The sequence below is a fragment of the Micromonospora aurantiaca ATCC 27029 genome (assembly GCF_000145235.1).
Lineage (GTDB): Bacteria > Actinomycetota > Actinomycetes > Mycobacteriales > Micromonosporaceae > Micromonospora > Micromonospora aurantiaca.
This window is the reverse complement of sequence record NC_014391.1, coordinates 29,409-49,911: the sequence shown is the minus strand read 5'-3', so window position 1 is coordinate 49,911 and position 20,503 is coordinate 29,409. Positions and strand designations below refer to the sequence as shown.

Sequence of the window (20,503 nt, the reverse complement as noted above, 5' to 3'; positions counted from 1 at the left end):
GCATGGCCGCGAAGTGGATCGAGACGCTCGTCGGATCGCTCGACCAGAAGAAGCAGTACAAGCGGCACATGGCCCGCATGGAGGCCCTGCCGGAACCCCATCGCAGCGCGGCCAAGGCGCTCCAGCGGTACTTCATGTACCAGGGCGGGATCGTCGACGGGAACACACTCGTCGCGATGCTCGGCGACTCCGTGGACCTCTGGGAGCGCGCGGTTGCCGACAACACGCCCGTCCGCGCGATCGTCGGCGACGACCCGGTCGAGTTCGCCGAGACGTTCGTGTCCGCGTACTCCGGGAGGCAGTGGATGGACAAGGAGCGCGAGCGCCTCCGGAAGGCGATCGACGCCGCCGCCGGCAACAGCGGGGAGGAACACTCATGACCACCGCGACGCGCGAACCCGCCATCCGGGTTCGGGGCATCACCAAGTCCTACAAGGACCTGCACGTGCTGCGGGGCGTCGACTTCGAGGTGACGGCCGGGAGCATCTTCGCTCTGCTCGGCTCGAACGGCGCCGGAAAGACCACGCTCGTGCGGATCCTGTCGACGCTGCTCAAGGCGGACACCGGCACCGCGACCGTCCACGGCTTCGACGTCGCTTCGGTTCCCGCCGAGGTACGCAAGTCGATCAGCCTGACCGGCCAGTTCGCCGCCGTCGACGAAGTGCTCACCGGCCGGGAGAACCTGGTCCTGGTCGCGAAGCTCCGCCACCTGAGGAATCCGGGTGCGGTCGCCGACGACATGCTGGCCCGTTTCTCCCTCACCGACGCCGGGAACCGCCGGGCGGGGACGTACTCGGGCGGCATGCGCCGGCGGCTGGACATCGCGATGAGTCTCGTCGGCAACCCGCCGGTCGTGTTCCTCGACGAGCCGACCACCGGCCTCGACCCGCAGGCCCGCATCGAGGCCTGGCGGACAGTGCGGCAGCTCGCCGAGGACGGCACCACCATCCTGCTCACCACCCAGTACCTCGACGAGGCCGAGCAACTCGCCGACCGGATCGCGATCCTGCACGAGGGAACGATCATCCAGAACGGCACTCTCGCCGAGCTGAAGCGGCTCCTCCCGACCGCGAAGGTCGAGTACGTCGAGAAGCAGCCGACCCTTGAGGACGTCTTCCTCGCCCTCGTGGGCCACACCGCCAGGGCCGCCGACAAGGCAGCCGTGCCCGCAGGAGAGGAATCCCGATGACCATCCACGTCCTCAGCGACACCGGAACCCTCACCGGCCGTTCCCTGCGGCACATCCTCCGCAGCCCGGACACCATCATCACCACGGCGGTCACCCCCGTCGCGCTGATGCTGCTCTTCGTGTACGTGCTCGGTGGAGCCATCAACACCGGATCCGGCGAGTCGTACATCAACTACATGCTGCCGGGCATCCTCCTCATCACGATCGCGTCCGGCATCGCCTACACGGCGTACCGCCTGTTCCTCGACATGCAGGGCGGCATCTTCGAGCGCTTCCAGTCGATGCCGATCCCGCGGCCCTCAGTGCTCTGGGCGCATGTCCTGACCTCGCTCGTCGCCAACCTGGCCTCGCTCGTGATCGTCACAGGCGTCGCCCTGATCATGGGATTCCGGACGGGCGCATCGGTGGTCGGCTGGCTCGCCGCAGCCGGCATCCTGATCCTGTTCACCCTCGCCCTGACCTGGGTCGCCGTCATCGCGGGCCTGTCCGCCAAGACCGTCGACGGCGCGAGCGCCTTCAGCTACCCGCTGATCTTCCTGCCCTTCATCAGCTCGGCGTTCGTCCCCACCGACTCGATGCCCGGCCCGGTCGCCTGGTTCGCCGACAACCAGCCGGTGACATCGATCGTGAACACCCTCCGCGCGCTCTTCGCTCAGCAACCCGTCGGCAACGACGTCTGGATCGCGCTCGCCTGGTGCGCCGGCCTGCTCCTGGCCGCCTACGCCGCCGCGACGGCGATCTACCGCACCAAGGTCAGCTAGCCGGCCGTGGGAGCCGGTCACCCGTCACAGGTAGAGGCAGAACGGGTGACCGGCCGGGTCGAGGTGCACCCGGACGTCGTCCTGCGGCTGGAAGTCAGCCAGTGTCGCGCCCACCGACACCGCGTACGCCGAGGCGGCCTCCAGGTCGTCGACCTTGATGTCCAGGTGGGTCATCATCGGCGGGTCGCCGGGCCCGGCGGGCCACACCGGGCGCACGTAGGCCGGCTCGTCCTGGAAGGCCAGCCAGGTGCCGCCGTCCGGCGGAGCCAGCACCACCCAGTCGGACTCGTCCTCGCGACGGGACCAGCCGAGCAGCCGCTCGTAGAACGCGGCCAGGTCCTCTGCGGACGGCGCGTCCAGCACCGTGGTCGTCAGCTTCATCAGCGGTCGCTCAGCCATGCCGCATTCCTACCCGACCCCCGCGACGTTTGCTGGACCGTCCGCGCCAGCTCGGCGGGTGGCGGTATCGACACCAGTCGGATGCCGCCACCTCGCCGAGCTGGCGACGATCGATCCGACACGAGCGCGGAAAGGGATCGCCCGGTCGTCCGCTCGCGCCATAAGCTGCGCCAATGCTGCTGCGCATGTCGACCCTGCTGCTCCGGACCCTGCGCGAGGACCCGGCCGACGCGGAGGTTCCGAGCCACCGGCTGCTGCTGCGCGCCGGTTACGTCCGCCGGGCCGCGCCGGGCGGCTACACCTGGCTGCCGCTGGGCAAGCTCGTGCTGGACCGGATCACCGCGATCGTGCGGGACGAGATGACCGGAATCGGCGACCAGGAGGTGCACTTCCCGGCGCTGCTCCCGGCCGAGCCGTACCGGACCAGCGGGCGGTGGACCGAGTACGGGGACGACATCTTCACACTCGCCGACCGCAAGGGCGCCGAGCACCTGCTCGCGCCGACCCACGAGGAGCTGGCCGCGCTGCTGGTGAAGGACCTGTTCACGTCGTACCGGGACTTCCCGGTGACGCTGTTCCAGATCCAGACCAAGTTCCGCGACGAGGCCCGGCCCCGGGCCGGTCTGCTGCGCGGGCGCGAGTTCCTGATGAAGGACGCCTACTCGTTCGACCTGGACGAGGCCGGGCTCCAGGCGGCGTACGACCGGCACCGGGCCGCCTACGAGCGCGTCTTCACCCGGCTCGGCCTGGACTTCACCACTGTCCACGCGATGTCCGGCGCGATGGGTGGGTCCGCCTCGGAGGAGTTCCTGGCCGCCACGCCGGTCGGCGAGGACACGTTCGTCGGCTGCACCGCCTGCGACTACGCGGCGAACACCGAGGCGGTGGTGACCCGCGCCCCGGCCGCCGGCGACCCCGACGCGTACCCGCCCGCCGAGGTGCACGACACCCCGGAGACGCCGACCATCGCTGCACTGGTCGAGCTGGCCGAGGCCCGGGAGCTGGGCGGGCGCACCGGCTGGACCGCCGCCGACACGTTGAAGAACGTGGTCCTCACCGTCCGACGGCCCGGCGCCGAACAGGGCGAACCGCTGGTGATCGGCCTGCCCGGCGACCGCGAGGTCGACCTCAAGCGGGTCGAGGCGGTGCTCGTCCCGGCCACGGTGGCGGTCTTCGAGGACTGGGACGCGCACCCGGAGCTGGTCCGCGGCTACATCGGCCCGCAGATCCTGGCCAAGCACGGCATCCGCTACCTGGTCGACCCCCGCGTGGTGCCCGGCACCTCCTGGCTGACCGGCGCGAACGAGCCGGGCCGGCACGCCACCGACGTGGTGTGCGGGCGCGACTTCGTACCGGACGGCACGATCGAGGCCGCCGAGGTGCGGCCCGGCGACAGCTGCCCGGCCTGCGCCGACGGCGAGCTGACCATCCGGCGGGGCATCGAGATCGGGCACATCTTCCAGCTCGGACGCCGGTACACCGACGCGTTCGCGGTCGACGTCCTCGGCCCCGAGGGCAAGCCGGTCCGGCCCACGATGGGCTGCTACGGCATCGGCGTGTCCCGGGCGGTCGCCGCAGTGGCCGAGCAGCACCACGACGACCGGGGGCTGGTCTGGCCCGCGGCGGTCGCGCCGTGCGACGTACACCTGATCGCCGCCGGGAAGGGGCCGCAGCTCGACGCGGCGCTCGACCTCGGCGGGCGCCTCGCCGCCGCCGGCCTGCGGGTGCTGGTCGACGACCGCACGCACGTGTCCGCCGGGGTGAAGTTCACCGACGCCGAGCTGATCGGCATCCCGCGCGCCGTCGTGGTCGGCCGCCGCCTGGCCGAGGGGTACGTGGAACTGCGCGACCGGGCCACCGGCGAGCGCACCGAGCTGCCGGTGGAGGCCATCGTGGAGCGCCTGCGCGACGAGGCGGGCGCGACGCGCCGCGACGGGGTGTAGCGAGCGCGCCACCGGGTACCGCAGACGGATCGACCAAAGCGTTCGGAGGCTCTCATGTTCCGCGTCAGTGACGTGATGACCAGGCAGGTGGTCTACCTCTCGGCGGAGACCCCGTTGGACGAGGCGGCCCGGGTGATGAAGGAGTCGGACATCGGCGACGTGGTGGTGACCGACGGCGCCACGCTCGCCGGCATGCTGACCGACCGCGACATCGTGGTCCGGGCGGTGGCCGAGCGTGCCGACCCCGGCACCACCACGATCGGCTCGATCATCACCCGCGAGGTGGTGATGATTGAACAGCACTGCACGGCGAACGAGGCGGCGGCGCTGATGCGCGAGCGCAACATCCGCCGGGTGCTGGTGTGCGACAGCGACCGCAAGCTCGTCGGCATCGTCTCCCTCGGTGACCTCGCCATGCAGCTCGACCCCCACTCGGCGCTCAGCGACATCAGCGAGGCCGCGCCGAACGTGTGAGCGCGGGCTCCGCACGTGCGGCGGGGCCCCGCTCGGCACCGCCGGGTGGCGACGCCCGGCGGCGGATAGCCTCGACCCATGCCCGAGATGCCGACCAAGCTGGCCGAGATCGTCGACGAGTTCGCCGCCGCGCCCCGCGACGTCGTCCTGGAGATGCTGCTGGAGTTCGCGGACGTGATCCCGCCCCTGCCCGAGGGTGTGAACCGGGAGGAACTGGAGCAGGTCCCCGAGTGCCAGACCGCGTTCTTCCTGCGCGCCGAGGTGAACGCGGACAAGACCGTGAGCACTGTGTTCGACTGCCCGCCGGAGGCGCCCACCACCCGGGCGTTCGCCGGCATCCTCGCCGAAGGGCTGGCCGGGGCGAGCGCCGAGGAGGTGCTCGCCGTACCGGACGACCTCTACCAGCGGATGGGCCTGGCGCAGGCGATCAGCCCGCTGCGCGTACGCGGCGGCACCGCCATCCTGGCCCGGCTCAAGCGCCAGGTCCGGGAACAGATCTCCTGACCCGCGGGTTGTCGCTGGTCATGGACATCGAGATCTACGCCGACGTGGTCTGCCCCTGGTGCTGGATCGGCAAGCGCCGGCTGGAACAGGCCCTGGAGTCGTACGACGGCGAGGTGAACGTCCGGTTCCGGCCGTTCCAGCTGGACCCGACTCCGGTCACCGAGCCGAAGCCGCTGCTGGAGGCGCTCGGCGACAAGTTCGGCGGGCGGGACAAGGCCGAGGGCATGGCCGCGCACGTGACGGGCGTCGCCGCGGGCGCGGGCCTGGACCTGCGGTTCGACCGGGCGGTGGCCGCGAACACGTTCGACGCGCACCGGCTGGTGCGTTTCGCCACCGAGCACGGGCGCTCCGCCGAGATGGTCGAGCGGCTCTACCGGGCGCACTTCCACGACGGCGTCGACGTCGGCTCGATCGACGCGCTCGTCACGCTGGCCGGCGAGGCCGGGCTGGACGAGACCGAGGCGCGGCAGTACCTGGAGTCGAACCTGGGCCGCCGGGAGGTCGCCGCCGACCTGAGCACCGCCCACCAGCTCGGCGTCTCCAGCGTGCCGACCTTCGTGCTGGCCGGAAAGTACGCGGTCACCGGCGCCCAGGAGCCGGAGACGCTGCTCGCCGCGCTGCGCGAGGTGGCGCAGCGCGAAGCGGCAGCCTGATGTTTCACGTGGAACAAGATCGATGCGGATGAGGACCTAGGCCGGCCTGGCCAGGTCCTCCACCACCCTCGCCCCGGGCAGCGCGCCGAGCGCCGGCCCGGGCAGGGCGATCTTGCTGTGCCGTACGCCCGAACCGATGATCACGTGCGGCGTGGCGATCACCCGGGAGTCGACGAGGATCGGCCAGTCCGCCGGCAGGCCGATCGGCGTGATGCCGCCGTACTCCATGCCGCTCGACTCGACCGCCTCGGCCATCGGCGCGAAGCTCGCCTTGCGCACGTCGAGCAGCTTGCGGACCACACCGTTGACGTCGGCACGGGTGGTGGCGAGCACGACACAGGCCGCGTACCGGATCTCGCCGCCGCGCTTGCCGGCGACCACCACGCAGTTGGCCGACTCCTCCAGCCCCACCCCGTACGCCTCGCAGAAGGCAGCGGTGTCGGCCAGGTCGGCGTCGATCGGGGCGACCAGTACGTCGTCCACGTCCACCGGGGCCTCGGCCGGCCAATCCTGCAGGGCCGCGGCGACCGGCGGAGCCAGCAGGTCGAGCCGGGTTCGGGCCGGCTCCGTCTTCAGCGTCCCCATCATGCCGCGATCCTCGCACCCGCCCGGCGGATCGACCGGCCGGACCCCGCCCCCGCCCTTCAGTTGGGATTGGTGAGGAACGCGTTCTCCTGCGCGAAGTCCCGGCTCTCGGTCGTGGTGAGCTGCCGGCGGCGCAGCACCTCGGGACGGTTCGCCTCGGCGTCCTCGATGCCGTGCCGGACGCCGACCCGGATCACGCCGTAGAGGAAGACGAAACCGAAGACGTACAGGACCACTGTGGCGACGAAGACCAGCATGCGGTCACCGTAGGCCGGTGCGGACCCGACCGTTTCTCATCTTCCGGCGGTTCCCCCGTACGTGTCCGCGAGGTGGTCGGCCCAGGTCCGGGTGCCGGTCGGCGTGGCGGTCGTGGTGAGGCCGCCCGCGCGCAGCTCCCGTCCGAGCCGGCCGGGGATCCGGACCGGCAGCAGCGGACGGCGTACCCGCCGGGCCGCGAGCCAGGCGCGGGCCGCGTCGTCGTAGCGCAGCACCTCCGGTCCGCCGAAGTCCTCCACCCGGTTCGACGGCCCGGCCAGCAGCAGGACGGCGAGCCGGTCCGCCACCTCACCGGGGTCGACCGGCTGGGCGAGCACGGCCCGGTCCCCGATCACCGGGCCGAGGCGGCTCGCGCCGCTGAGCAGCCCTTCCAGGAACTCCGGGAACTGGGTCGCCCGCAACACGCTCCACGGCACCGGTCCGGCGGCCACGACCTGCTCAGCCGCGAGCTTGTGCCGGTAGTAGCCCAACGGCACCCGGTCGACGCCGACGATCGACACGAAGACCAGGTGACGCACCCCGGCGTGACCGGCCGCCACCGCGAGCCGGCGGGTGCCGAGCACGTCGATGTCGTGGGTGCGCCGCTGCGGCGACGAGGCCAGGTGCAGCACCGCGTCCACCCCGGCGACCGCCTCCGCCAGCCCGGCGCCGGTGGCCAGGTCGGCGGTCACCCACTCGACCCCGTCCCCGGTACGCGGTCCGCGGCTCATCGCGCGCAGCGTGAAGCCCTCGTCCCGCAGCCGCGGCACCGCCACTCGCCCGAGCCGCCCGGTCGCCCCGGTCACCAGCACCCGCATCGCCCACTCCTCCCGCCCACGCGCGACCGCCACACCGCGGCTCCCCGATTGGGACGGAACGCCGACCCGGATCGTGACAGCCGCCCGCCCCCGGCCCCTTTCACCCCGATCCTGCGCCCCCGAGGGCCACCTCGGCCCTGCCCTCCCTTTGTTGACCAAGGAGTTCGTGTCGGACGGAGGCTCGAAGACCGACCCGAACTCCTTGATCAACCGGCAGAGGGTGGGAGGGGCGGGGGCGGGCAGGGCGGGTCAGGGGGTGGGGCGGAGGACCACCCGGCCGGCCAGCAGCAGGCCCAGCAGGCCGCAAGTGGCTGCCACAGCCAGCGTGGTCGCGAAGCCGGCCGGGCCGGGGGACGCACCGGCGGCCAGGACCGCGCCGGTGAGCGCCAGCACTGTGGCGGCGGCGAGCGAGTCGCCCAGTTGCAGCGCGGAGCTGTTGCGGCCCTGCTCGGCCGGGGCGGACTGCTCCAGGGTGAGCACCGACAGCGACGGGTAGAGCAGGCCCATGCCCAGCCCTGCCACCGACCAGCTCAGCACGGCCGGCAGCACCGGCAGTCCGGGCACCAGCGCCGACGCCACGCCCGCCGTACCGATCGTGATGCAGGCCAGCCCGGCCCGGGGCAGCGTCGCCGCCGAGCGGGGTGAGCGGATCCGCCCCTGGATCCACGAGCCGACCGACCAGGACAGCGCCCCGACGGTCAGCACCAGGCCGGCGCCGGTGGGCGAGAAACCGCGCTCCCGGGACAGCATCAGTGGGATCACCACCTCGGCGGCCACGAACGCCGCCGACGCCAGCGCGCGCAGGCCGATCACCGTCGGCAGTCCCCGCGCCGCGCGCAGGAACCCGGCCGGCAGCAGGTGCGGCACGCAGACGAACAGCCCGGCCAGCGCGCCGGCGATGAGGGCGGCGGCGAGCACGCCGCGCTGCTGCCCCCCGTAGTGCAGCAGTGCGGCGCTCGCCCCCGCCCCGCAGGCCCAGCCGATCCGGGCCAGGGCACCCGCCGGCGGGCGGGTCGCCACGGTGGCGGTCAGCGCCCGCAGCCCCGGCTGGACCAGCAGCGCCGCCGGGATCGCCACCGCCGGCACCGCGAGGAACACCCACCGCCAGCCCAGATGTTCCACGATCAGTCCGGCCAGGGCCGGTCCGACCAGCGACGGCACCACCCAGGCCGCGGCGAACGCGGCGAAGATCCGCCGCCGCAACTGCTCCGGGTACGCCTGCCCGACGACCACGTAGAGCGCCACCGAGACCAGTCCGGAGCCGAAGCCCTGCACCACCCGCCCGACGACCAGCACCTCCATGGTCGTGGCGGCGCCGGCCACCACGAGCCCGGCGACGAACCAGACGACACCGTGCCACATGGCCGGGCGCGGCCCGCGCGCGTCGCACCAGATGCCGGAGGCGACCATCGCCACCACGCCGGAGGCGAAGGAACCGCCGAACGCCAGCGCGTACAGGCCGAGCCCGTCGAGGCTGCGCGCCACGGTCGGCATGGCGGTGCCCACCGCCAGCGCCTCGAACGCGAGCAGGGACACCAGGGCGACACTGCCCACCGTCATCGCCCGCAGGCGCGGCGACCAGAGGTCGACGGGTGGATCAGCCGGAACGGCGGTGGTGCTGGTCATGGCGTTCAGCCTCGGACCTCACCCCCGGTTGAGGTCAACTGTGGCGCGCGTCTCGTCGGCCGGGAACGGCGGGGCGATGCCCGGAAACTTCTGCCGTCGGGGTGGCATAACGGACGCCGCGCCGGGAAGTCGGGCCGCCGGGACGAGACCGGGAGGCGAGATGGCGTACGGCTGCGACACCTTCAACCGACTGCCCGGCCGTACGACTCGATGACCTCGCTGGGACGGTTCGCCGGCCTCCTGCTGTCGCCGACGGTCGTACCGGAGACCGCCGCGCGTGTCGCGCGTACCGTCGGTTCGGCCCTGCCCACTGATGCCGTGCCGGCCCGGGTCAGCGAGGTGGCGGGCAGCGTCGGTACGGCGGCGGCCCGGCTGGCCCGCCTCACCGGGCTGACCAGCCGCCGCGTGTGGTCGCAGGACGGCCGCCACCACATCGAGGTGCACGGCGTGTGCCAGGACGGCGGCGACCGGCTGGCCCGTCAGGTCGAGGCGGCGCTGGAGTCGATGCCGGGTGTCGCCTGGGCGCGGGTGAACGCGCCGTCGGGCCGGGTGGTGGTGGCGACCGGGGATCCGGCGCCGAAGCTGCGCGACCTGATCGCCACGGTGGCGCGCGTGGAGCAGACCTGCCCGTACGAGCCGGACCCGGAGATCGAACCGCCGCAGCCGCCCGAGGACGGCCCGCGTACCGCGCGGACGTTCGGCGCGCTGCTGTCCGACGTGCTCGGGTTGAGCATCTCCGCTGCCACCCGTGTCCTGCCGCTCACTCCCATTCCCGCCGAGGTGGCCGGTCTGCTCGGCGCTGTCGACCTGCACCCGAAGCTGCACGCGCTGGCCGGTCTGGGCATCCGCGCCGACCCGCGCGCCGAGGTGCTGTTCCCGCTGGCCGAGGCGGTGGTGCAGGGTCTCACCGGCGGCTGGGCGGGCATCGTGCTGGACGGCGCGCAGCGGGTCGTGCAGTGGGGTGAGGGCGCCGCTCAACTGAACGCATGGCGGCGGGCCGAGCCGCACCTGACCGGTGACCCGGAACGGGCTGTGGCCCGGGTGCCCGACGGCGAGCGGCCCTGCCCGGTGCCGGACGGGCAGCCCGAGCGGTACGCCAAGCGGGTGCTTCCGGCCGGCGCGGTCGCCGGGGCGGCGGCGCTGCCGGTGCTGGGGCCGAAGCGCGCAGCCGCGCTGGCGCTGTCCTCGCTGCCGAAGGCGCCCGGCTCCGGTCGGGAGGGGTACGGCGCCCAGCTCGGCCGGATGCTCGCCCGGCGCGGCGTGATCGCGATGGACCGCAGTGTGCTGCGTGAGCTGGACCGGATCGACACGGTGGTGCTCGACGCGGCGGTGCTCGGTTCGGACCGGGGCGTCCTGGCCGATCTCGCGCCGCTGGCCGACGCCGACACCGGGCAGGTCGCCGCGCGCGCGTTCGCGTTGTTCGACCCGGCCGAGCCGGACGCGGTTCGCGCCGACGGCGGCTGGCGGATCGGCCCGCTGGACCGCCTCGGCGCCGACGATCCCGGCGACACCCCGGACAGCGCCCGGCTGCGCGCCGACGGTGGACGGCTGCTCGGGCTGGCGGAGAACGGCCGGCTCGCCGCCGTACTGCGGGTCGAGCCGGAGCCCGCGCCGGGCGTGGACGCGCTGGCGTCGGCCGCACGGCAGGCGGGCCTGCGGCTCGTGGTCGGCGGCGCGGACGACGGCCGGTACGACTTCGCGGACCTGCTCGTACCCGGTGGTGCCCGGCTCGCCGACGCGGTGCACGACCTGCAACGCGAGGGCGCCGTGGTGATGGTGGTCTCCGGTGAGCGGTCGGCGCTCGCCGCCTCGGACTGCGGCCTCGGCGTGTACGGCCCGGACGACCTGCCGCCGTGGGGCGCGCACCTGCTGGTCGGTGACGACCTGCGGGTACCGGCCCTGCTCGTCGACGCCGCCGGAGTGGCCCGCCGGATGACCGAGCAGAACGTCCGGATCTCGATGGCCGGCAGCGGGCTCGGCGCGCTCGCCGCGTTCACCGCCGACCGGCGGCGGCTGCCCCGCCCGACGCTCGCCGCGGTGAACGGCGCGGCGGCGCTCGCGTTCGCGCACGGCGTGTTCCGGGCACACCGGCTGCCGGACCGGACCGGCGCACCGATGCCCGCGCTCACCGCCTGGCACCTGATGCCGGCGCAGACCGTCCTGGACCAGCTCGCCACCGACCCGTCCGGGCTTGCCGAGGACGAGGCGGCCCGCCGCCGGCGCGTCGAGGTCGGCGACGAGCACGGCCCGGCCGGGCTGCTCCGCGCGTTCGTGGAGGAGCTGTCCAACCCGCTCACCCCGGTGCTGGCCGCCGGTGCGGTGCTCTCCGCCGCGTTCGGCTCGCTCGTCGACGCGGCCCTGGTGGGCGGCGTGGTGGGCGGGTCCGCTCTGGTCGGCGCGGTGCACCAGCGCAACACCGAACGATCGCTTGCCGAGCTGCTGTCCCGATCGGCGGTCACCGCCCGGGTGCTGCGCGACGGCGCCGAGCGGGTGGTTCCCGCCGAGGAACTGGTACGCGGCGACGTGATCACGGTCAGCTCCGGGGACGCCGTACCGGCCGACTGCCGGGTGCTGACGAGCGACGGGCTGGAGGCGGACGAGTCGTCACTGACCGGCGAGTCGCTGCCGGTGGCGAAGAGCCCGGAACCGGTGGTGGCGGCGGCCATCGCCGAACGGCACTCGATGCTGTTCGAGGGCACCACTGTGGCCGCCGGGCACGGCACCGCAGTGGTGGTGGCCACCGGTGCGGAGACCGAGGCCGGGCGGAGCCTCGCCATGGCCCGGCAGGCCCCGCCCGCCAGTGGCGTGGAGGCGCGGCTCGGCAGGCTGACAAGCAGCGCCGTACCCCTTGCGGCCGCCTCGGCGATCGCTGTCGCAGGCGCAGGGCTGCTTCGGGGCGTACCCCTTGCCGAAACGGCGGCGACCGCCGCGAACCTGGCCGTGGCGTCGGTGCCGGAGGGGTTGCCGTTCCTGGTCAGCGCCGCGCAGCTGGCGGCGGCGCGGCGGCTGGCCGAGCACGGCGCCCTGGTCCGCAACCCCCGGACCATCGAGGCGCTGGGCCGGGTCGACGTGCTCTGCTTCGACAAGACCGGCACGCTCACCGAGGGGAAGTTGCTGCTGGCGGGGGTGGGTACCGGTGACGGCCGGTACGCCGTGCTGGACGAACTCGACGAGCCGCTCCGGTCGACGCTGGCCGCCGCGGTGCGGGCCACCCCGGCTGCGGCGGATCCGGACGAGTTGCCGCAGCAGACCGACCGGGCGGTACGCCACGGCGCGGACGCCGCCGGGGTGACCGAGCAGACCGGCGCGGCGGAGTGGACCGCCACGGCCGGAATGCCGTTCGAGCCGTCCCGGGGCTACAGCGCCACCGTCGGCCGCGGCACCGGCGGGCTGCTGCTGAGCGTGAAGGGTGCCCCCGAGTCGGTGCTGCCGCGCTGCGCGTCCCGGCGCACCGCCGAGGGTGACCGGCCGCTTGATGCGGCCGGACGCGAGGAGGTGCAGGCCATGCTGGCCGGGCGGGCCGGTGCCGGGCATCGCATCCTCGCCGTGGCCGAGTGCCAGGTCTCCATCGAGCAGGTGAGCGACGAGCAGGTCGACGGGCTGGTCTTCGTGGGTTTCCTAACGCTCGCCGACGGGGTGCGGGAGAGCGCCCGGCCGGCGGTGGCCCGGATCCGGGCGGCGGGCGTGCACACCGTCATGATCACCGGTGACCACCCGGCCACGGCCGAGGCGATCGCCGCCAAGATCAGCCCGGACGACGGCGGGCAGCGCGTGGTCACCGCCACCGACCTGGACCGGCTGGACGACGCCGCGCTCGCCGAGCGCCTGATGGCCACCGACGTGGTGGCGCGTTGCACGCCCGCCCACAAGGTACGGATCATCCAGGCGTTGCAGCGCCAGGACCGGACTGTCGCGATGACCGGTGACGGTGCCAACGACGCGCCCGCGATCCGGCTCGCCGACGTCGGCATCGCGCTCGGCCAGCGCGGCACTCCCGCCGCCCGCGCGGCGGCCGACCTGGTGGTCACCGACGACCGGCTGGAGACGATCATCGCCACGCTCGTCGAGGGACGGGCCATGTGGTCGTCGGTGCGGCACGCGCTGAGCATCCTGGTCGGCGGCAACCTCGGCGAGATCGCGTTCAGCGTGCTGACCGCCGCCGCGACCGGCCGGTCCGCGCTGACCGGCCGGCAACTCCTGCTGGTCAACCTGCTCACCGACCTGGCACCCGCACTCGCCATCGCGGTCCGCCCGCCCGCCGACGACAGCGCCGACCACCTGCTGCGGGAAGGGCCGGACTCGTCGCTCGGCGTCACCATGACCCGGGAGATCGGGCTGCGCGCGGCGTCGACCACGCTGGGCGCGACCGCCGGCTGGACGATCGCCAGGTGGACCGGCACCCAGCGGCGTGCCAGCACCGTCGCGCTCGCCTCGCTGATCGGCACCCAGCTCGGCCAGACCGTGCTGGCCGGCGGCACCAGCCCCAGCGTGCTCGCCGCCACCGCCGCGTCGGTCGGCGTGCTCGTGGCTGTGGTGCAGACGCCGGGCGTCAGCCAGTTCTTCGGCTGCACCCCGCTCGGCCCGGTGGGCTGGACCATCGCCACCGGGTCGGCGCTCGGCGCGACGTTCGCCAACGGTGCGCTGACCAAGCTGGTCGACCGCCTGCCGCAGCCGGGTTCGCATCGGCGACCCGACGCCGACCAGTCCTAGCGCCAGGTGGCGGCGGCCCGGCGCAGCCGGTCGTTTATCGCTCGGCCCACGCCGGTCTCCGGCACCGGCTCGGCGACGATCTCGGTCACCCCGGCCGCGTCGAGCCGGTGCAGCGCGTCGAACAGGCGCGCCGCCGCCGCCGTCACGTCGCCGTCGGGCGACAGGACCTCCACCGCCGCCCAGTCGCTGTCCGCCGGTGGCTCCCGGAAGGCCAGGAAGCCCCGCCGGCCGCCGCCGGGCTCGGCCGCCGCGCCCAACCGCAACGGGGTACGCGGGGCGTAGTGCGCGGCGAGCGTCCCGGGCGCGACCGGCTGGCCGGAGCTGCCCTGGCGCACCTCGACCGGGCCGACCGCCTCGACGAGTGCCTCGACCGGCAGCGCGCCCAGCCGCAGCACCACCGGCCGCTCACCGCGCGCGTCCACGATCGTCGACTCGATGCCGCACCGGGTGGGCCCGCCGTCGAGCACCACGTCCACCGCGCCGCCCAGCCCGGCCACCACGTGCTCGGCCCGGGTGGGGCTGAGCTGGCCGAACCGGTTCGCGCTCGGCGCCGCCACCGGCACTCCGGCGGCGGCGATCAGTGCCCGCGCCGACGGCTCGTCCGGTACGCGTACCGCCATGGTGTCCAGACCGGAGGTGACGATCGGCGGGATGATCTCCGGACGGTCCACGATCAGGGTGAGCGGGCCGGGCCAGAACCGCTTCGCCAGCTCGGCCACCGCCGCGGGCACCTCTCCCACCAGCGCGGCCAGGTCGGCGGCGTCGGCCAGGTGGCTGATCAGCGGGTCGAAGCTGGGCCGCGCCTTCGCCTCGAAGATCCGCGCGGCGGCCCGGGCGTCGAGCGCGTTGGCGCCCAGCCCGTAGACCGTCTCGGTGGGAAAGGCGACCAGCCCGCCGGCACGCAGGACGGCGGCTGCCTCGTCGATGCCGCGCTCGGCCGGCAGGACGCGCGGGGATCCGGTGCTCACGCTTCCGACGCTAGCCTGCCCGGTTCGCCGTCCCGGCAAGACCCTGCCGTCGCGTGGTGGGGCCGTCAGTCGCGTGGGTCGGTGGCGGGTTCCGTGTCGGGGAGCGTGGGCGCGTCGGTGGGGTAGAGGCCGGCGGCGAAGCCGTACACCTGGTCCCCGGCGCGGGGGATCTGCGCGAACCGCCGGGCCAGCGCCTGCACCTCCGCCCAGAACTCGCGGACGTCCTCGATCGGGATGCGCGCGTGCACGAGCGTGCACCGCAACTCGTCGGCGGCGTGCGCGGCCGCCGCTTCGGCTGCCGCCTCGGCGAGCCCGTTGATCCGGGACACCACCTGCTTGTCCTCGGCCCGGCTGAGCGCGCCGACGTAGTAGGTGCGGGCCACCCGCCCGTAGAACCGCTCCTCGATGGCGCGTACCCGGCGGGTCCGCACCACGCGCAGCAGACCGGCGTCGACCAGTTGGTTCACGTGGTACGCCACGCTGCTCTTCGGCCGGTCGACGGCGCGGGCCATCTCGTTGACAGTGGCGGCGCGCTCCAGGAGCAGTTCGAGCAGCGTGCTCCGCAGCGGGTCGGCGAGCGCACGCAACTGCTCCGGAGCGGTGACCACGAGCAGGTCGTCGAGGTCGTAGTCCGGGATTCGCTCATTGACCGACATTTCTCGACCGTTCTAAGATTCTGGTTCGTTCGACAACTCTGGTCTGACAACTCAGGAGTGTAGTGATGGCCGAGATCGTGCTCTTCCACCACATTCAAGGGCTCACGGACGGCGTCCGCGCGCTCGCCGGCTCCCTGCGGTCCGGTGGCCACACCGTCCACGTCCCCGACCTCTTCGACGGCGAACGGCCGGCCACCATCTCCGACGGCGCCGCGCTGATCAAGCGGATCGGCGGCGACGTCCTCGACCGGCGCGCCGACGCGCTCGTCGCCGACCTGCCCGCCGGCCTCGTCTACGCGGGCGTCTCCTGGGGCGCCGCCATCGCCCAGCGGCTCGCCCAGACCCGGGCCGGCGCCCGGGCCGCCCTGCTCTACGAGGCCTGCCTGCCGGTGACCGGCGAGTGGGCGATCGGCCCCTGGCCCGACGGGGTGGCGGTGCAGGTGCACGGCATGGAGCGCGACCCGTTCTTCGGGCTCGAAGGCGACGTGGACGCCGCGCGCGAGCTGGTGTCGATCGTCGGTCCCGAGCGCGGCGAGCTGTACGTCTACCCCGGCGACCGGCACCTGTTCACCGACAGTTCGCTGCCCTCGTACGACGCCGAGGCCACAGCGCTGGTGGTGAGCCGCAGCCGCGAGCTGCTCGACCGGCTCGGCTGACGCCTATTCGTCACCGCGCAGCCGCGCCAACGCGGCCGCGTACTCGGCGTCGGTCAGCACTCCACGCTCGTACTGCCTGGTCAGCGCATGGATGTCGCGCCGCTGCGTGGCGCTCGGAGCGGGCCGCCGGATCTGCCCCGGCGGGACCGGACGGTCGGTGCGGACCGGATCCGGCGCCGGGCTCGCCGCCGCGCGCTGCTCCGGGGGCCGGGCGTTGCGATGGCACTCCCGCAGGTTCGCGAGGATCTCGTCGTAGTGCTCCGGCCAGGTGACCAGCCGGGTCAGCTCCAGGCGGAACGGCCGGACGACGGCGCCGGACTGGATCGGCGTCTGCACCGGCTCGCCGTCGATCCGCTCGATGACGATCGCGTCGCGTCCCACGTCCAGGCCCACGATCGAACCCGTACCGCTGTGTATCTCCGCAACCGACGCCCACGGCACTGTGGTCGTGCGGAGCAGCGAGCGCGAGCGTACGCCGACAGGGCTCACCCAGACGCCGAGCATCGCGCGGCGGACCGCGACAGCGAGGCCGGCGGCGTTCCACACGCCGAGGAACACCGCATCCCGTCCCGTCATCCTGCCGCTTCTGACCTCGAACACGAGGAGCACGAAGAAGCCGACCGCCAGCACCGCCACGACCATGAAGCCGGAGGTGGTCAGGTCCAGCGAGTACGGGCGCCGCCACACCGTCATGCGGCCAGAGTGACCGATCGTGTCCAGCGGTTCCGCGCGGAGTCAACGACCTCTCGCCAACTCCACGACCTCGGCGAGGCTCACGACCCGGTCGCACTCGTCGTCGGTCAACGTGTTGACGAGTGCCTTGGCGGCCTGGGCCTGGGGAGTCGTGGGCAGGGCGCCGGCCAGCAGGTCCGGCAGGACCAGCTCGTAGCCGACCCGCGCCCGGGGTGAGTAGCGGTGGCGGCTGCGGGTCACCGCCGTGGCCACGCGCAGCGCGTGCTCGTTGCCGGGCGGCACGTGCGGGCGGTCCCGCTCCCGGGCGCCGAACCGCATCCGGTGGCGGAACTCGCACGTCTCACACGTCGCCGGTCCGGCGGTCAGCCGTGCCCCGCAGTCGGGACAGGTCAGCCGGTCCACCGCGCCGTCCACGGTCCGCCAGTCGTACGCCCCGGGGTCGTCGATGACGAGCCAGGCCAGCTCGCTCTCCTCGGGCGAGCCCGGCGCCACGTCCAGCTCACCGCGCAGCCGCGCCCAGGCGTCCCGGATCTCGTCCTCCAGGCGCGCCACCGCGGCCGCCAGCGCCGGGCTACGCCACGGTCCGGCCACTGTCGACCCGCTACCGGTACTGTGCGATCTGGATCAGGTTGCCGCAGGTGTCGTCGAACACCGCCGTGGTCACCGGGCCCATGTCGACCGGCTCCTGGGTGAACAGCACGCCGAGGCCCCGCAGCCGGTCGTGCTCGGCGGCCACGTCGTCCACCGCGAACTGCGTCAGCGGTATCCCGTCGCCCGCGAGCGCCTCCTTGAACGCCTTGGCGGCCGGGTGCGCGTCGGGTTCCAGCAGCAGCTCCACGCCGTCCGGGGCGTCCGGCGAGACCACAGTCAGCCACCGGTACTCCCCGGTCGGCACGTCTGTCTTCTTCACGAAGCCCAGCACCTCGGTGTAGAAGCGCAGTGCCTTGTCCTGGTCGTCGACGTACACGCTGGTGAGGTTGATTCTCATGGGTTCTCCTGGGTGGGTGCGTCGGACCTGAGCCATCGCTCGGTGATGGACCGCAGCGGCCGGGTGTCGAGGTGGTGGAACTTGTAGCGACCCTGCCGCCGCGTGACGATCAGGCCGGCGGCCTCCAGGACGTCGAGGTGCTGGGAGATCGCCTGCCGGGACGAGCCGACCTGGTGCTTGGTGGCCAGCCGGCCGCAGATCTCGAACAGGGTCTGACCGTCGCGCTCGGTCAGCTCGTCGAGGATCAGGCGGCGGGTGGGATCGGCCAGCGCCTGGTACAGATCGCCCACGTCACCCACCATATGCAAGTGTCAGCTTGCCTATCAAGAGGCTGTCTGCCAACGGAGGACGTCATGCCCGGATTCATCCTCACCGGCGCTCCCGGCTCCGGTAAGACCGCGATCCTGCGCCACCTGGAGGTCGACGGCCACCCCGTCGTGGAGGAGGCGGCGACCGACGTGATCGCGCTGCACCAGGCGCTCGGCCGGCCCGAACCGTGGCGCGAGCCGGACTTCGCCGAGCGGGTGCTGGCTCTCCAGCGCAGGCGTCGGCGCCGAGCCGAAGCGCGCGCCGGGGAGATCGTCTTCCACGACCGCTCACCTGTCTGCACGCTCGCGCTGTGCCGCCACCTGGGGTCGACGCCGCCGTCCGCCCTGCTGGACGAGGTCGAGCGCCTGACGACGGAACGCCGCCACTACGAGCGGACCGTCTTCTTCGTACGGAATCAGGGCTTCGTCGAGGCGACCGCCGCCCGCCGGATCAGCTTCGAGGAGTCGCTCGTCTTCGAGCGCGTCCACGAACTGACGTACCGCGACGCGGGATTCGACCTCGTCGAGGTGCCCGCGGGGCCGCTCACGACGCGGGTGGCCGCGATAAAGCAGGCGGTCGATCGTCTGCGCGCCGCTAGGGTGCGGACATGACGTTCCGCGTTGTCTCGCCGCCACCGGTCACCCGGTAACGACGCCGTTCACCGAACCCGGCTTTCGATCCAGAGCCCGGGTGCGTTCGCGGTGCCCGGGCGGCGACGACAACGGAGAATCCCGTGCGCAGAAATCTGCCCCCGACCGTGGGGCGAGGAACCCTGTACATCCTCCTGGCGGCGATCGCCTGGGGCACCGGCGGCGCCGCGGCGGCCGTCCTCTACGACACCAGCGGGTTGGGCCCCGTCGCCGTCTCCTTCTGGCGGTTCGCGGGCGGCGTCCTGCTGCTCGCCGCCGGACACCTGACACGTCGGCGACCATCCTCGCGTATCCGGGTCGTCAGCACCCGGCCGCGCCACAGGTGGCGGCAGGTCGTGACGACAGGCGTAGGGCTCGCCGTCTACCAGACGGCGTACTTCGCCGCAGTGGGGTACGCCGGTCTGGCCGTCGCCACCATGGTCACCCTGGGCGCCGGGCCGGTCCTCATCGCCCTCGGTTCACGCCTGGCCCTCGGCGAGCGACTCGGCCGATCCGGCGGAGTCACAGTCGTGACAGCACTCGTCGGCCTGGTCCTGCTGCTGGGCGGTGGTAGCGCCGGCAGCGCCCCGGCGCCGCTGCTGGGGTTGGCCTGCGCGCTGCTGTCCGCGGCCGGGTACGCAGCCGTCACCCTGCTCAACCGGAAGCTCGGCCGAGACGGCGGCGGGCACACTCCGCTACTGGACGGATTCGCCGTCGGAATGATCTGCCTGCTTCCCCTGGCCCTGCTCGAAGGGATCCTGCCCACAGCCGGTGACATCCGTCAGACAGTGGGCCTGCTCGCCTTCCTCGCCGTGGGGCCCACCGCCGTGGCGTACACCCTGTTCTTCGCCGGGCTGGCCTCGGTCCGGGCGACCACCGCGTCGGTCATCGCGCTCGTGGAGCCGGTGACGGCGGCGCTCATCGCGGTGCTCCTGCTCGACGAACGGCTCACAGTGACCGCCGTTCTCGGGTCGATCGTGCTGCTCGCCGCGGTGGTCACGCTGATGCTCGGCGAACCCGGACCGGCGCCGTCGTCGACTGCGGCGCTCAGGGACCGTGACGCCGACATGCGGAACCGCCGCCGGCCTCGACGAGCGAGGGCCGGCGGCGGTGTGGCGACGCGCCGTCCGGGGTGACGGATCAGCCGGCGAGCTGGCGCCGCACCGAGTCGGTGTCCATCAGGTACGACATGAACTTGAACTTGACGTACTGCTGCACGAGCTAGGGCATCACGTGCTCCAACACCGCAGCCGGAAGGTCGGCCGGGTACAACGCCGATCAGATCATGATCGGTTCGCCGAGGCTTTCGTTGATCGATGGAAGCCGACTGCCGAGGCGGCACGCGACACAGCAGCATCGACAGCCGCTGATGATCCGGCGAAATGATGTGGTGGAGCCCAGGGGACTCGAACCCCTAACCCCTGCCTTGCAAAGATCAAGCCTGCTGTCGGCCAGCGTCGGTGACTGCCCCTGACCTGCTCGCTCTGTCGCCTGCCGTCGGCCCTTGGCTGGCTCCGTCGGCCGGCTTGGCTGTACGGATGGCTGTACAGCCACCTTCTGATCCGTAGCTCCGCCGGCTCCTCGCAGACCCGTCGCTACACCCTCCATCTGACCGTTGTGCCCGGTGGCAGTCCGTGTTCTGATCGACCATCAACCCGGGCGACAACCTGCCGTACCCGCCGCCTGC

Annotated in this window: 22 protein-coding genes; 11 read left to right on the top strand and 11 right to left on the bottom strand. The window is 73.2% G+C overall.

Going from position 1 to position 20,503, the window contains the following annotated elements:
* The first annotated feature begins 2 nt into the window (after positions 1-2).
* The 3 genes from MICAU_RS00255 to MICAU_RS00245 are packed head-to-tail and all read left to right on the top strand — an operon-like array spanning position 3 to position 1,950.
* Positions 3-380: a DUF1048 domain-containing protein gene (locus MICAU_RS00255; RefSeq protein WP_013283261.1), complete on the top strand. Its 378-nt coding sequence runs from the start codon at positions 3-5 to the stop codon at positions 378-380.
* The gene (locus tag MICAU_RS00250; RefSeq protein ID WP_013283260.1) at positions 377-1,189 is read left to right on the top strand and encodes an ABC transporter ATP-binding protein; all 813 of its coding nucleotides are present in this window, start codon (positions 377-379) and stop codon (positions 1,187-1,189) included. Before MICAU_RS00255 ends, MICAU_RS00250 begins: the two co-directional genes overlap by 4 nt.
* Complete coding sequence (locus MICAU_RS00245) at positions 1,186-1,950, top strand: ABC transporter permease (RefSeq protein WP_013283259.1); 765 nt, start codon at positions 1,186-1,188, stop codon at positions 1,948-1,950. Before MICAU_RS00250 ends, MICAU_RS00245 begins: the two co-directional genes overlap by 4 nt.
* Before the next feature lie 24 nt (positions 1,951-1,974).
* On the opposite strand, the gene MICAU_RS00240 is transcribed toward MICAU_RS00245, so the two are convergent.
* The gene (locus tag MICAU_RS00240) at positions 1,975-2,349 is read right to left on the bottom strand and encodes a VOC family protein (protein ID WP_013283258.1); all 375 of its coding nucleotides are present in this window, start codon (positions 2,347-2,349) and stop codon (positions 1,975-1,977) included.
* 173 nt (positions 2,350-2,522) lie between these two features.
* On the opposite strand from MICAU_RS00240, the gene MICAU_RS00235 reads away from it, so the two are divergent.
* The 4 genes from MICAU_RS00235 to MICAU_RS00220 all read left to right on the top strand — a co-directional run bounded on the left by MICAU_RS00235 (position 2,523) and on the right by MICAU_RS00220 (position 5,923).
* Positions 2,523-4,292 carry a proline--tRNA ligase gene (locus MICAU_RS00235; protein ID WP_013283257.1) on the top strand — a complete coding sequence of 590 codons (1,770 nt, stop codon included), beginning with the start codon at positions 2,523-2,525 and terminating at the stop codon, positions 4,290-4,292.
* Between the two features lie 54 nt (positions 4,293-4,346).
* Positions 4,347-4,766 (top strand): CBS domain-containing protein, encoded by a 420-nt coding sequence (locus MICAU_RS00230; RefSeq protein WP_013283256.1) that lies wholly within the window; start codon positions 4,347-4,349, stop codon positions 4,764-4,766.
* Between the two features lie 78 nt (positions 4,767-4,844).
* On the top strand, positions 4,845-5,270 hold the full coding sequence (locus MICAU_RS00225; protein WP_013283255.1) for a SufE family protein: 426 nt from the start codon (positions 4,845-4,847) through the stop codon (positions 5,268-5,270).
* A 20-nt stretch (positions 5,271-5,290) separates the two neighbouring features.
* Positions 5,291-5,923 carry a DsbA family oxidoreductase gene (locus tag MICAU_RS00220; RefSeq protein ID WP_013283254.1) on the top strand — a complete coding sequence of 211 codons (633 nt, stop codon included), beginning with the start codon at positions 5,291-5,293 and terminating at the stop codon, positions 5,921-5,923.
* A 36-nt stretch (positions 5,924-5,959) separates the two neighbouring features.
* Here the strand turns inward: MICAU_RS00220 and MICAU_RS00215 are convergent, their stop codons facing one another.
* The 4 genes from MICAU_RS00215 to MICAU_RS00200 form a co-directional block, all read right to left on the bottom strand.
* On the bottom strand, positions 5,960-6,508 hold the full coding sequence (locus MICAU_RS00215) for a YbaK/EbsC family protein (protein WP_013283253.1): 549 nt from the start codon (positions 6,506-6,508) through the stop codon (positions 5,960-5,962).
* A gap of 59 nt (positions 6,509-6,567) precedes the next feature.
* Positions 6,568-6,765, bottom strand: coding sequence for a hypothetical protein (locus MICAU_RS00210; RefSeq protein ID WP_013283252.1), 198 nt, complete (start codon positions 6,763-6,765; stop codon positions 6,568-6,570).
* A gap of 36 nt (positions 6,766-6,801) precedes the next feature.
* Entirely contained in the window at positions 6,802-7,614 is an 813-nt protein-coding gene (locus tag MICAU_RS00205; RefSeq protein ID WP_236619339.1) for an SDR family oxidoreductase, read from the bottom strand.
* Between the two features lie 216 nt (positions 7,615-7,830).
* The gene (locus MICAU_RS00200; RefSeq protein WP_013283250.1) at positions 7,831-9,207 is read right to left on the bottom strand and encodes an MFS transporter; all 1,377 of its coding nucleotides are present in this window, start codon (positions 9,205-9,207) and stop codon (positions 7,831-7,833) included.
* Positions 9,208-9,417: 210 nt separating this feature from the next.
* Here MICAU_RS00200 and MICAU_RS00195 point away from each other — a divergent pair, with 210 nt between their 5' ends.
* Positions 9,418-13,917, top strand: a complete 4,500-nt coding sequence (locus tag MICAU_RS00195) for a cation-translocating P-type ATPase (protein ID WP_013283249.1) — start codon at positions 9,418-9,420, stop codon at positions 13,915-13,917.
* Here the strand turns inward: MICAU_RS00195 and MICAU_RS00190 are convergent.
* Together MICAU_RS00190 and MICAU_RS00185 are read right to left on the bottom strand one after the other, a co-directional pair.
* Complete coding sequence (locus tag MICAU_RS00190; protein WP_041799156.1) at positions 13,914-14,861, bottom strand: L-threonylcarbamoyladenylate synthase; 948 nt, start codon at positions 14,859-14,861, stop codon at positions 13,914-13,916. The two genes, MICAU_RS00195 and MICAU_RS00190, sit on opposite strands and share 4 nt — an antisense overlap.
* A gap of 89 nt (positions 14,862-14,950) precedes the next feature.
* Positions 14,951-15,541, bottom strand: a complete 591-nt coding sequence (locus MICAU_RS00185; RefSeq protein WP_013283247.1) for a winged helix-turn-helix domain-containing protein — start codon at positions 15,539-15,541, stop codon at positions 14,951-14,953.
* Between the two features lie 65 nt (positions 15,542-15,606).
* On the opposite strand from MICAU_RS00185, the gene MICAU_RS00180 reads away from it, so the two are divergent.
* Positions 15,607-16,197 carry a dienelactone hydrolase family protein gene (locus tag MICAU_RS00180; RefSeq protein ID WP_013283246.1) on the top strand — a complete coding sequence of 197 codons (591 nt, stop codon included), beginning with the start codon at positions 15,607-15,609 and terminating at the stop codon, positions 16,195-16,197.
* A gap of 3 nt (positions 16,198-16,200) precedes the next feature.
* On the opposite strand, the gene MICAU_RS00175 is transcribed toward MICAU_RS00180, so the two are convergent.
* From MICAU_RS00175 to MICAU_RS00160, 4 genes are read right to left on the bottom strand one after another with little or no spacing between them, the layout of a single operon-like run.
* Positions 16,201-16,890 carry a PH domain-containing protein gene (locus tag MICAU_RS00175; RefSeq protein WP_013283245.1) on the bottom strand — a complete coding sequence of 230 codons (690 nt, stop codon included), beginning with the start codon at positions 16,888-16,890 and terminating at the stop codon, positions 16,201-16,203.
* Between the two features lie 42 nt (positions 16,891-16,932).
* Positions 16,933-17,481: a hypothetical protein gene (locus MICAU_RS00170; RefSeq protein WP_013283244.1), complete on the bottom strand. Its 549-nt coding sequence runs from the start codon at positions 17,479-17,481 to the stop codon at positions 16,933-16,935.
* 10 nt (positions 17,482-17,491) lie between these two features.
* The gene (locus tag MICAU_RS00165; protein WP_013283243.1) at positions 17,492-17,878 is read right to left on the bottom strand and encodes a VOC family protein; all 387 of its coding nucleotides are present in this window, start codon (positions 17,876-17,878) and stop codon (positions 17,492-17,494) included.
* Positions 17,875-18,180, bottom strand: a complete 306-nt coding sequence (locus MICAU_RS00160; RefSeq protein WP_013283242.1) for an ArsR/SmtB family transcription factor — start codon at positions 18,178-18,180, stop codon at positions 17,875-17,877. Before MICAU_RS00160 ends, MICAU_RS00165 begins: the two co-directional genes overlap by 4 nt.
* A 51-nt stretch (positions 18,181-18,231) precedes the next feature.
* Between MICAU_RS00160 and MICAU_RS00155 the strand changes: the two genes are divergently transcribed.
* Complete coding sequence (locus MICAU_RS00155; RefSeq protein WP_013283241.1) at positions 18,232-18,798, top strand: AAA family ATPase; 567 nt, start codon at positions 18,232-18,234, stop codon at positions 18,796-18,798.
* Positions 18,799-18,920: 122 nt separating this feature from the next.
* Positions 18,921-19,952: a DMT family transporter gene (locus tag MICAU_RS00150; protein ID WP_013283240.1), complete on the top strand. Its 1,032-nt coding sequence runs from the start codon at positions 18,921-18,923 to the stop codon at positions 19,950-19,952.
* Positions 19,953-20,503: the final 551 nt, after the last annotated feature.

Bases quoted from the DNA above. Each gene is read 5' to 3' on its own strand.
- MICAU_RS00165 (WP_013283243.1), bottom strand. From the start codon at position 17,878: ATGAGAATCAACCTCACCAGCGTGTACGTCGACGACCAGGACAAGGCA.
- MICAU_RS00255 (WP_013283261.1), top strand. From the start codon at position 3: ATGGCCGCGAAGTGGATCGAGACGCTCGTCGGATCGCTCGACCAGAAG.
- MICAU_RS00215 (WP_013283253.1), bottom strand. From the start codon at position 6,508: ATGGGGACGCTGAAGACGGAGCCGGCCCGAACCCGGCTCGACCTGCTG.
- MICAU_RS00240 (WP_013283258.1), bottom strand. From the start codon at position 2,349: ATGGCTGAGCGACCGCTGATGAAGCTGACGACCACGGTGCTGGACGCG.
- MICAU_RS00250 (WP_013283260.1), top strand. From the start codon at position 377: ATGACCACCGCGACGCGCGAACCCGCCATCCGGGTTCGGGGCATCACC.
- MICAU_RS00200 (WP_013283250.1), bottom strand. From the start codon at position 9,207: ATGACCAGCACCACCGCCGTTCCGGCTGATCCACCCGTCGACCTCTGG.
- MICAU_RS00180 (WP_013283246.1), top strand. From the start codon at position 15,607: ATGGCCGAGATCGTGCTCTTCCACCACATTCAAGGGCTCACGGACGGC.
- MICAU_RS00230 (WP_013283256.1), top strand. From the start codon at position 4,347: ATGTTCCGCGTCAGTGACGTGATGACCAGGCAGGTGGTCTACCTCTCG.
- MICAU_RS00225 (WP_013283255.1), top strand. From the start codon at position 4,845: ATGCCCGAGATGCCGACCAAGCTGGCCGAGATCGTCGACGAGTTCGCC.
- MICAU_RS00175 (WP_013283245.1), bottom strand. From the start codon at position 16,890: ATGACGGTGTGGCGGCGCCCGTACTCGCTGGACCTGACCACCTCCGGC.
- MICAU_RS00155 (WP_013283241.1), top strand. From the start codon at position 18,232: ATGCCCGGATTCATCCTCACCGGCGCTCCCGGCTCCGGTAAGACCGCG.
- MICAU_RS00195 (WP_013283249.1), top strand. From the start codon at position 9,418: ATGACCTCGCTGGGACGGTTCGCCGGCCTCCTGCTGTCGCCGACGGTC.
- MICAU_RS00220 (WP_013283254.1), top strand. From the start codon at position 5,291: ATGGACATCGAGATCTACGCCGACGTGGTCTGCCCCTGGTGCTGGATC.
- MICAU_RS00210 (WP_013283252.1), bottom strand. From the start codon at position 6,765: ATGCTGGTCTTCGTCGCCACAGTGGTCCTGTACGTCTTCGGTTTCGTC.
- MICAU_RS00185 (WP_013283247.1), bottom strand. From the start codon at position 15,541: ATGTCGGTCAATGAGCGAATCCCGGACTACGACCTCGACGACCTGCTC.
- MICAU_RS00245 (WP_013283259.1), top strand. From the start codon at position 1,186: ATGACCATCCACGTCCTCAGCGACACCGGAACCCTCACCGGCCGTTCC.
- MICAU_RS00235 (WP_013283257.1), top strand. From the start codon at position 2,523: ATGCTGCTGCGCATGTCGACCCTGCTGCTCCGGACCCTGCGCGAGGAC.
- MICAU_RS00160 (WP_013283242.1), bottom strand. From the start codon at position 18,180: ATGGTGGGTGACGTGGGCGATCTGTACCAGGCGCTGGCCGATCCCACC.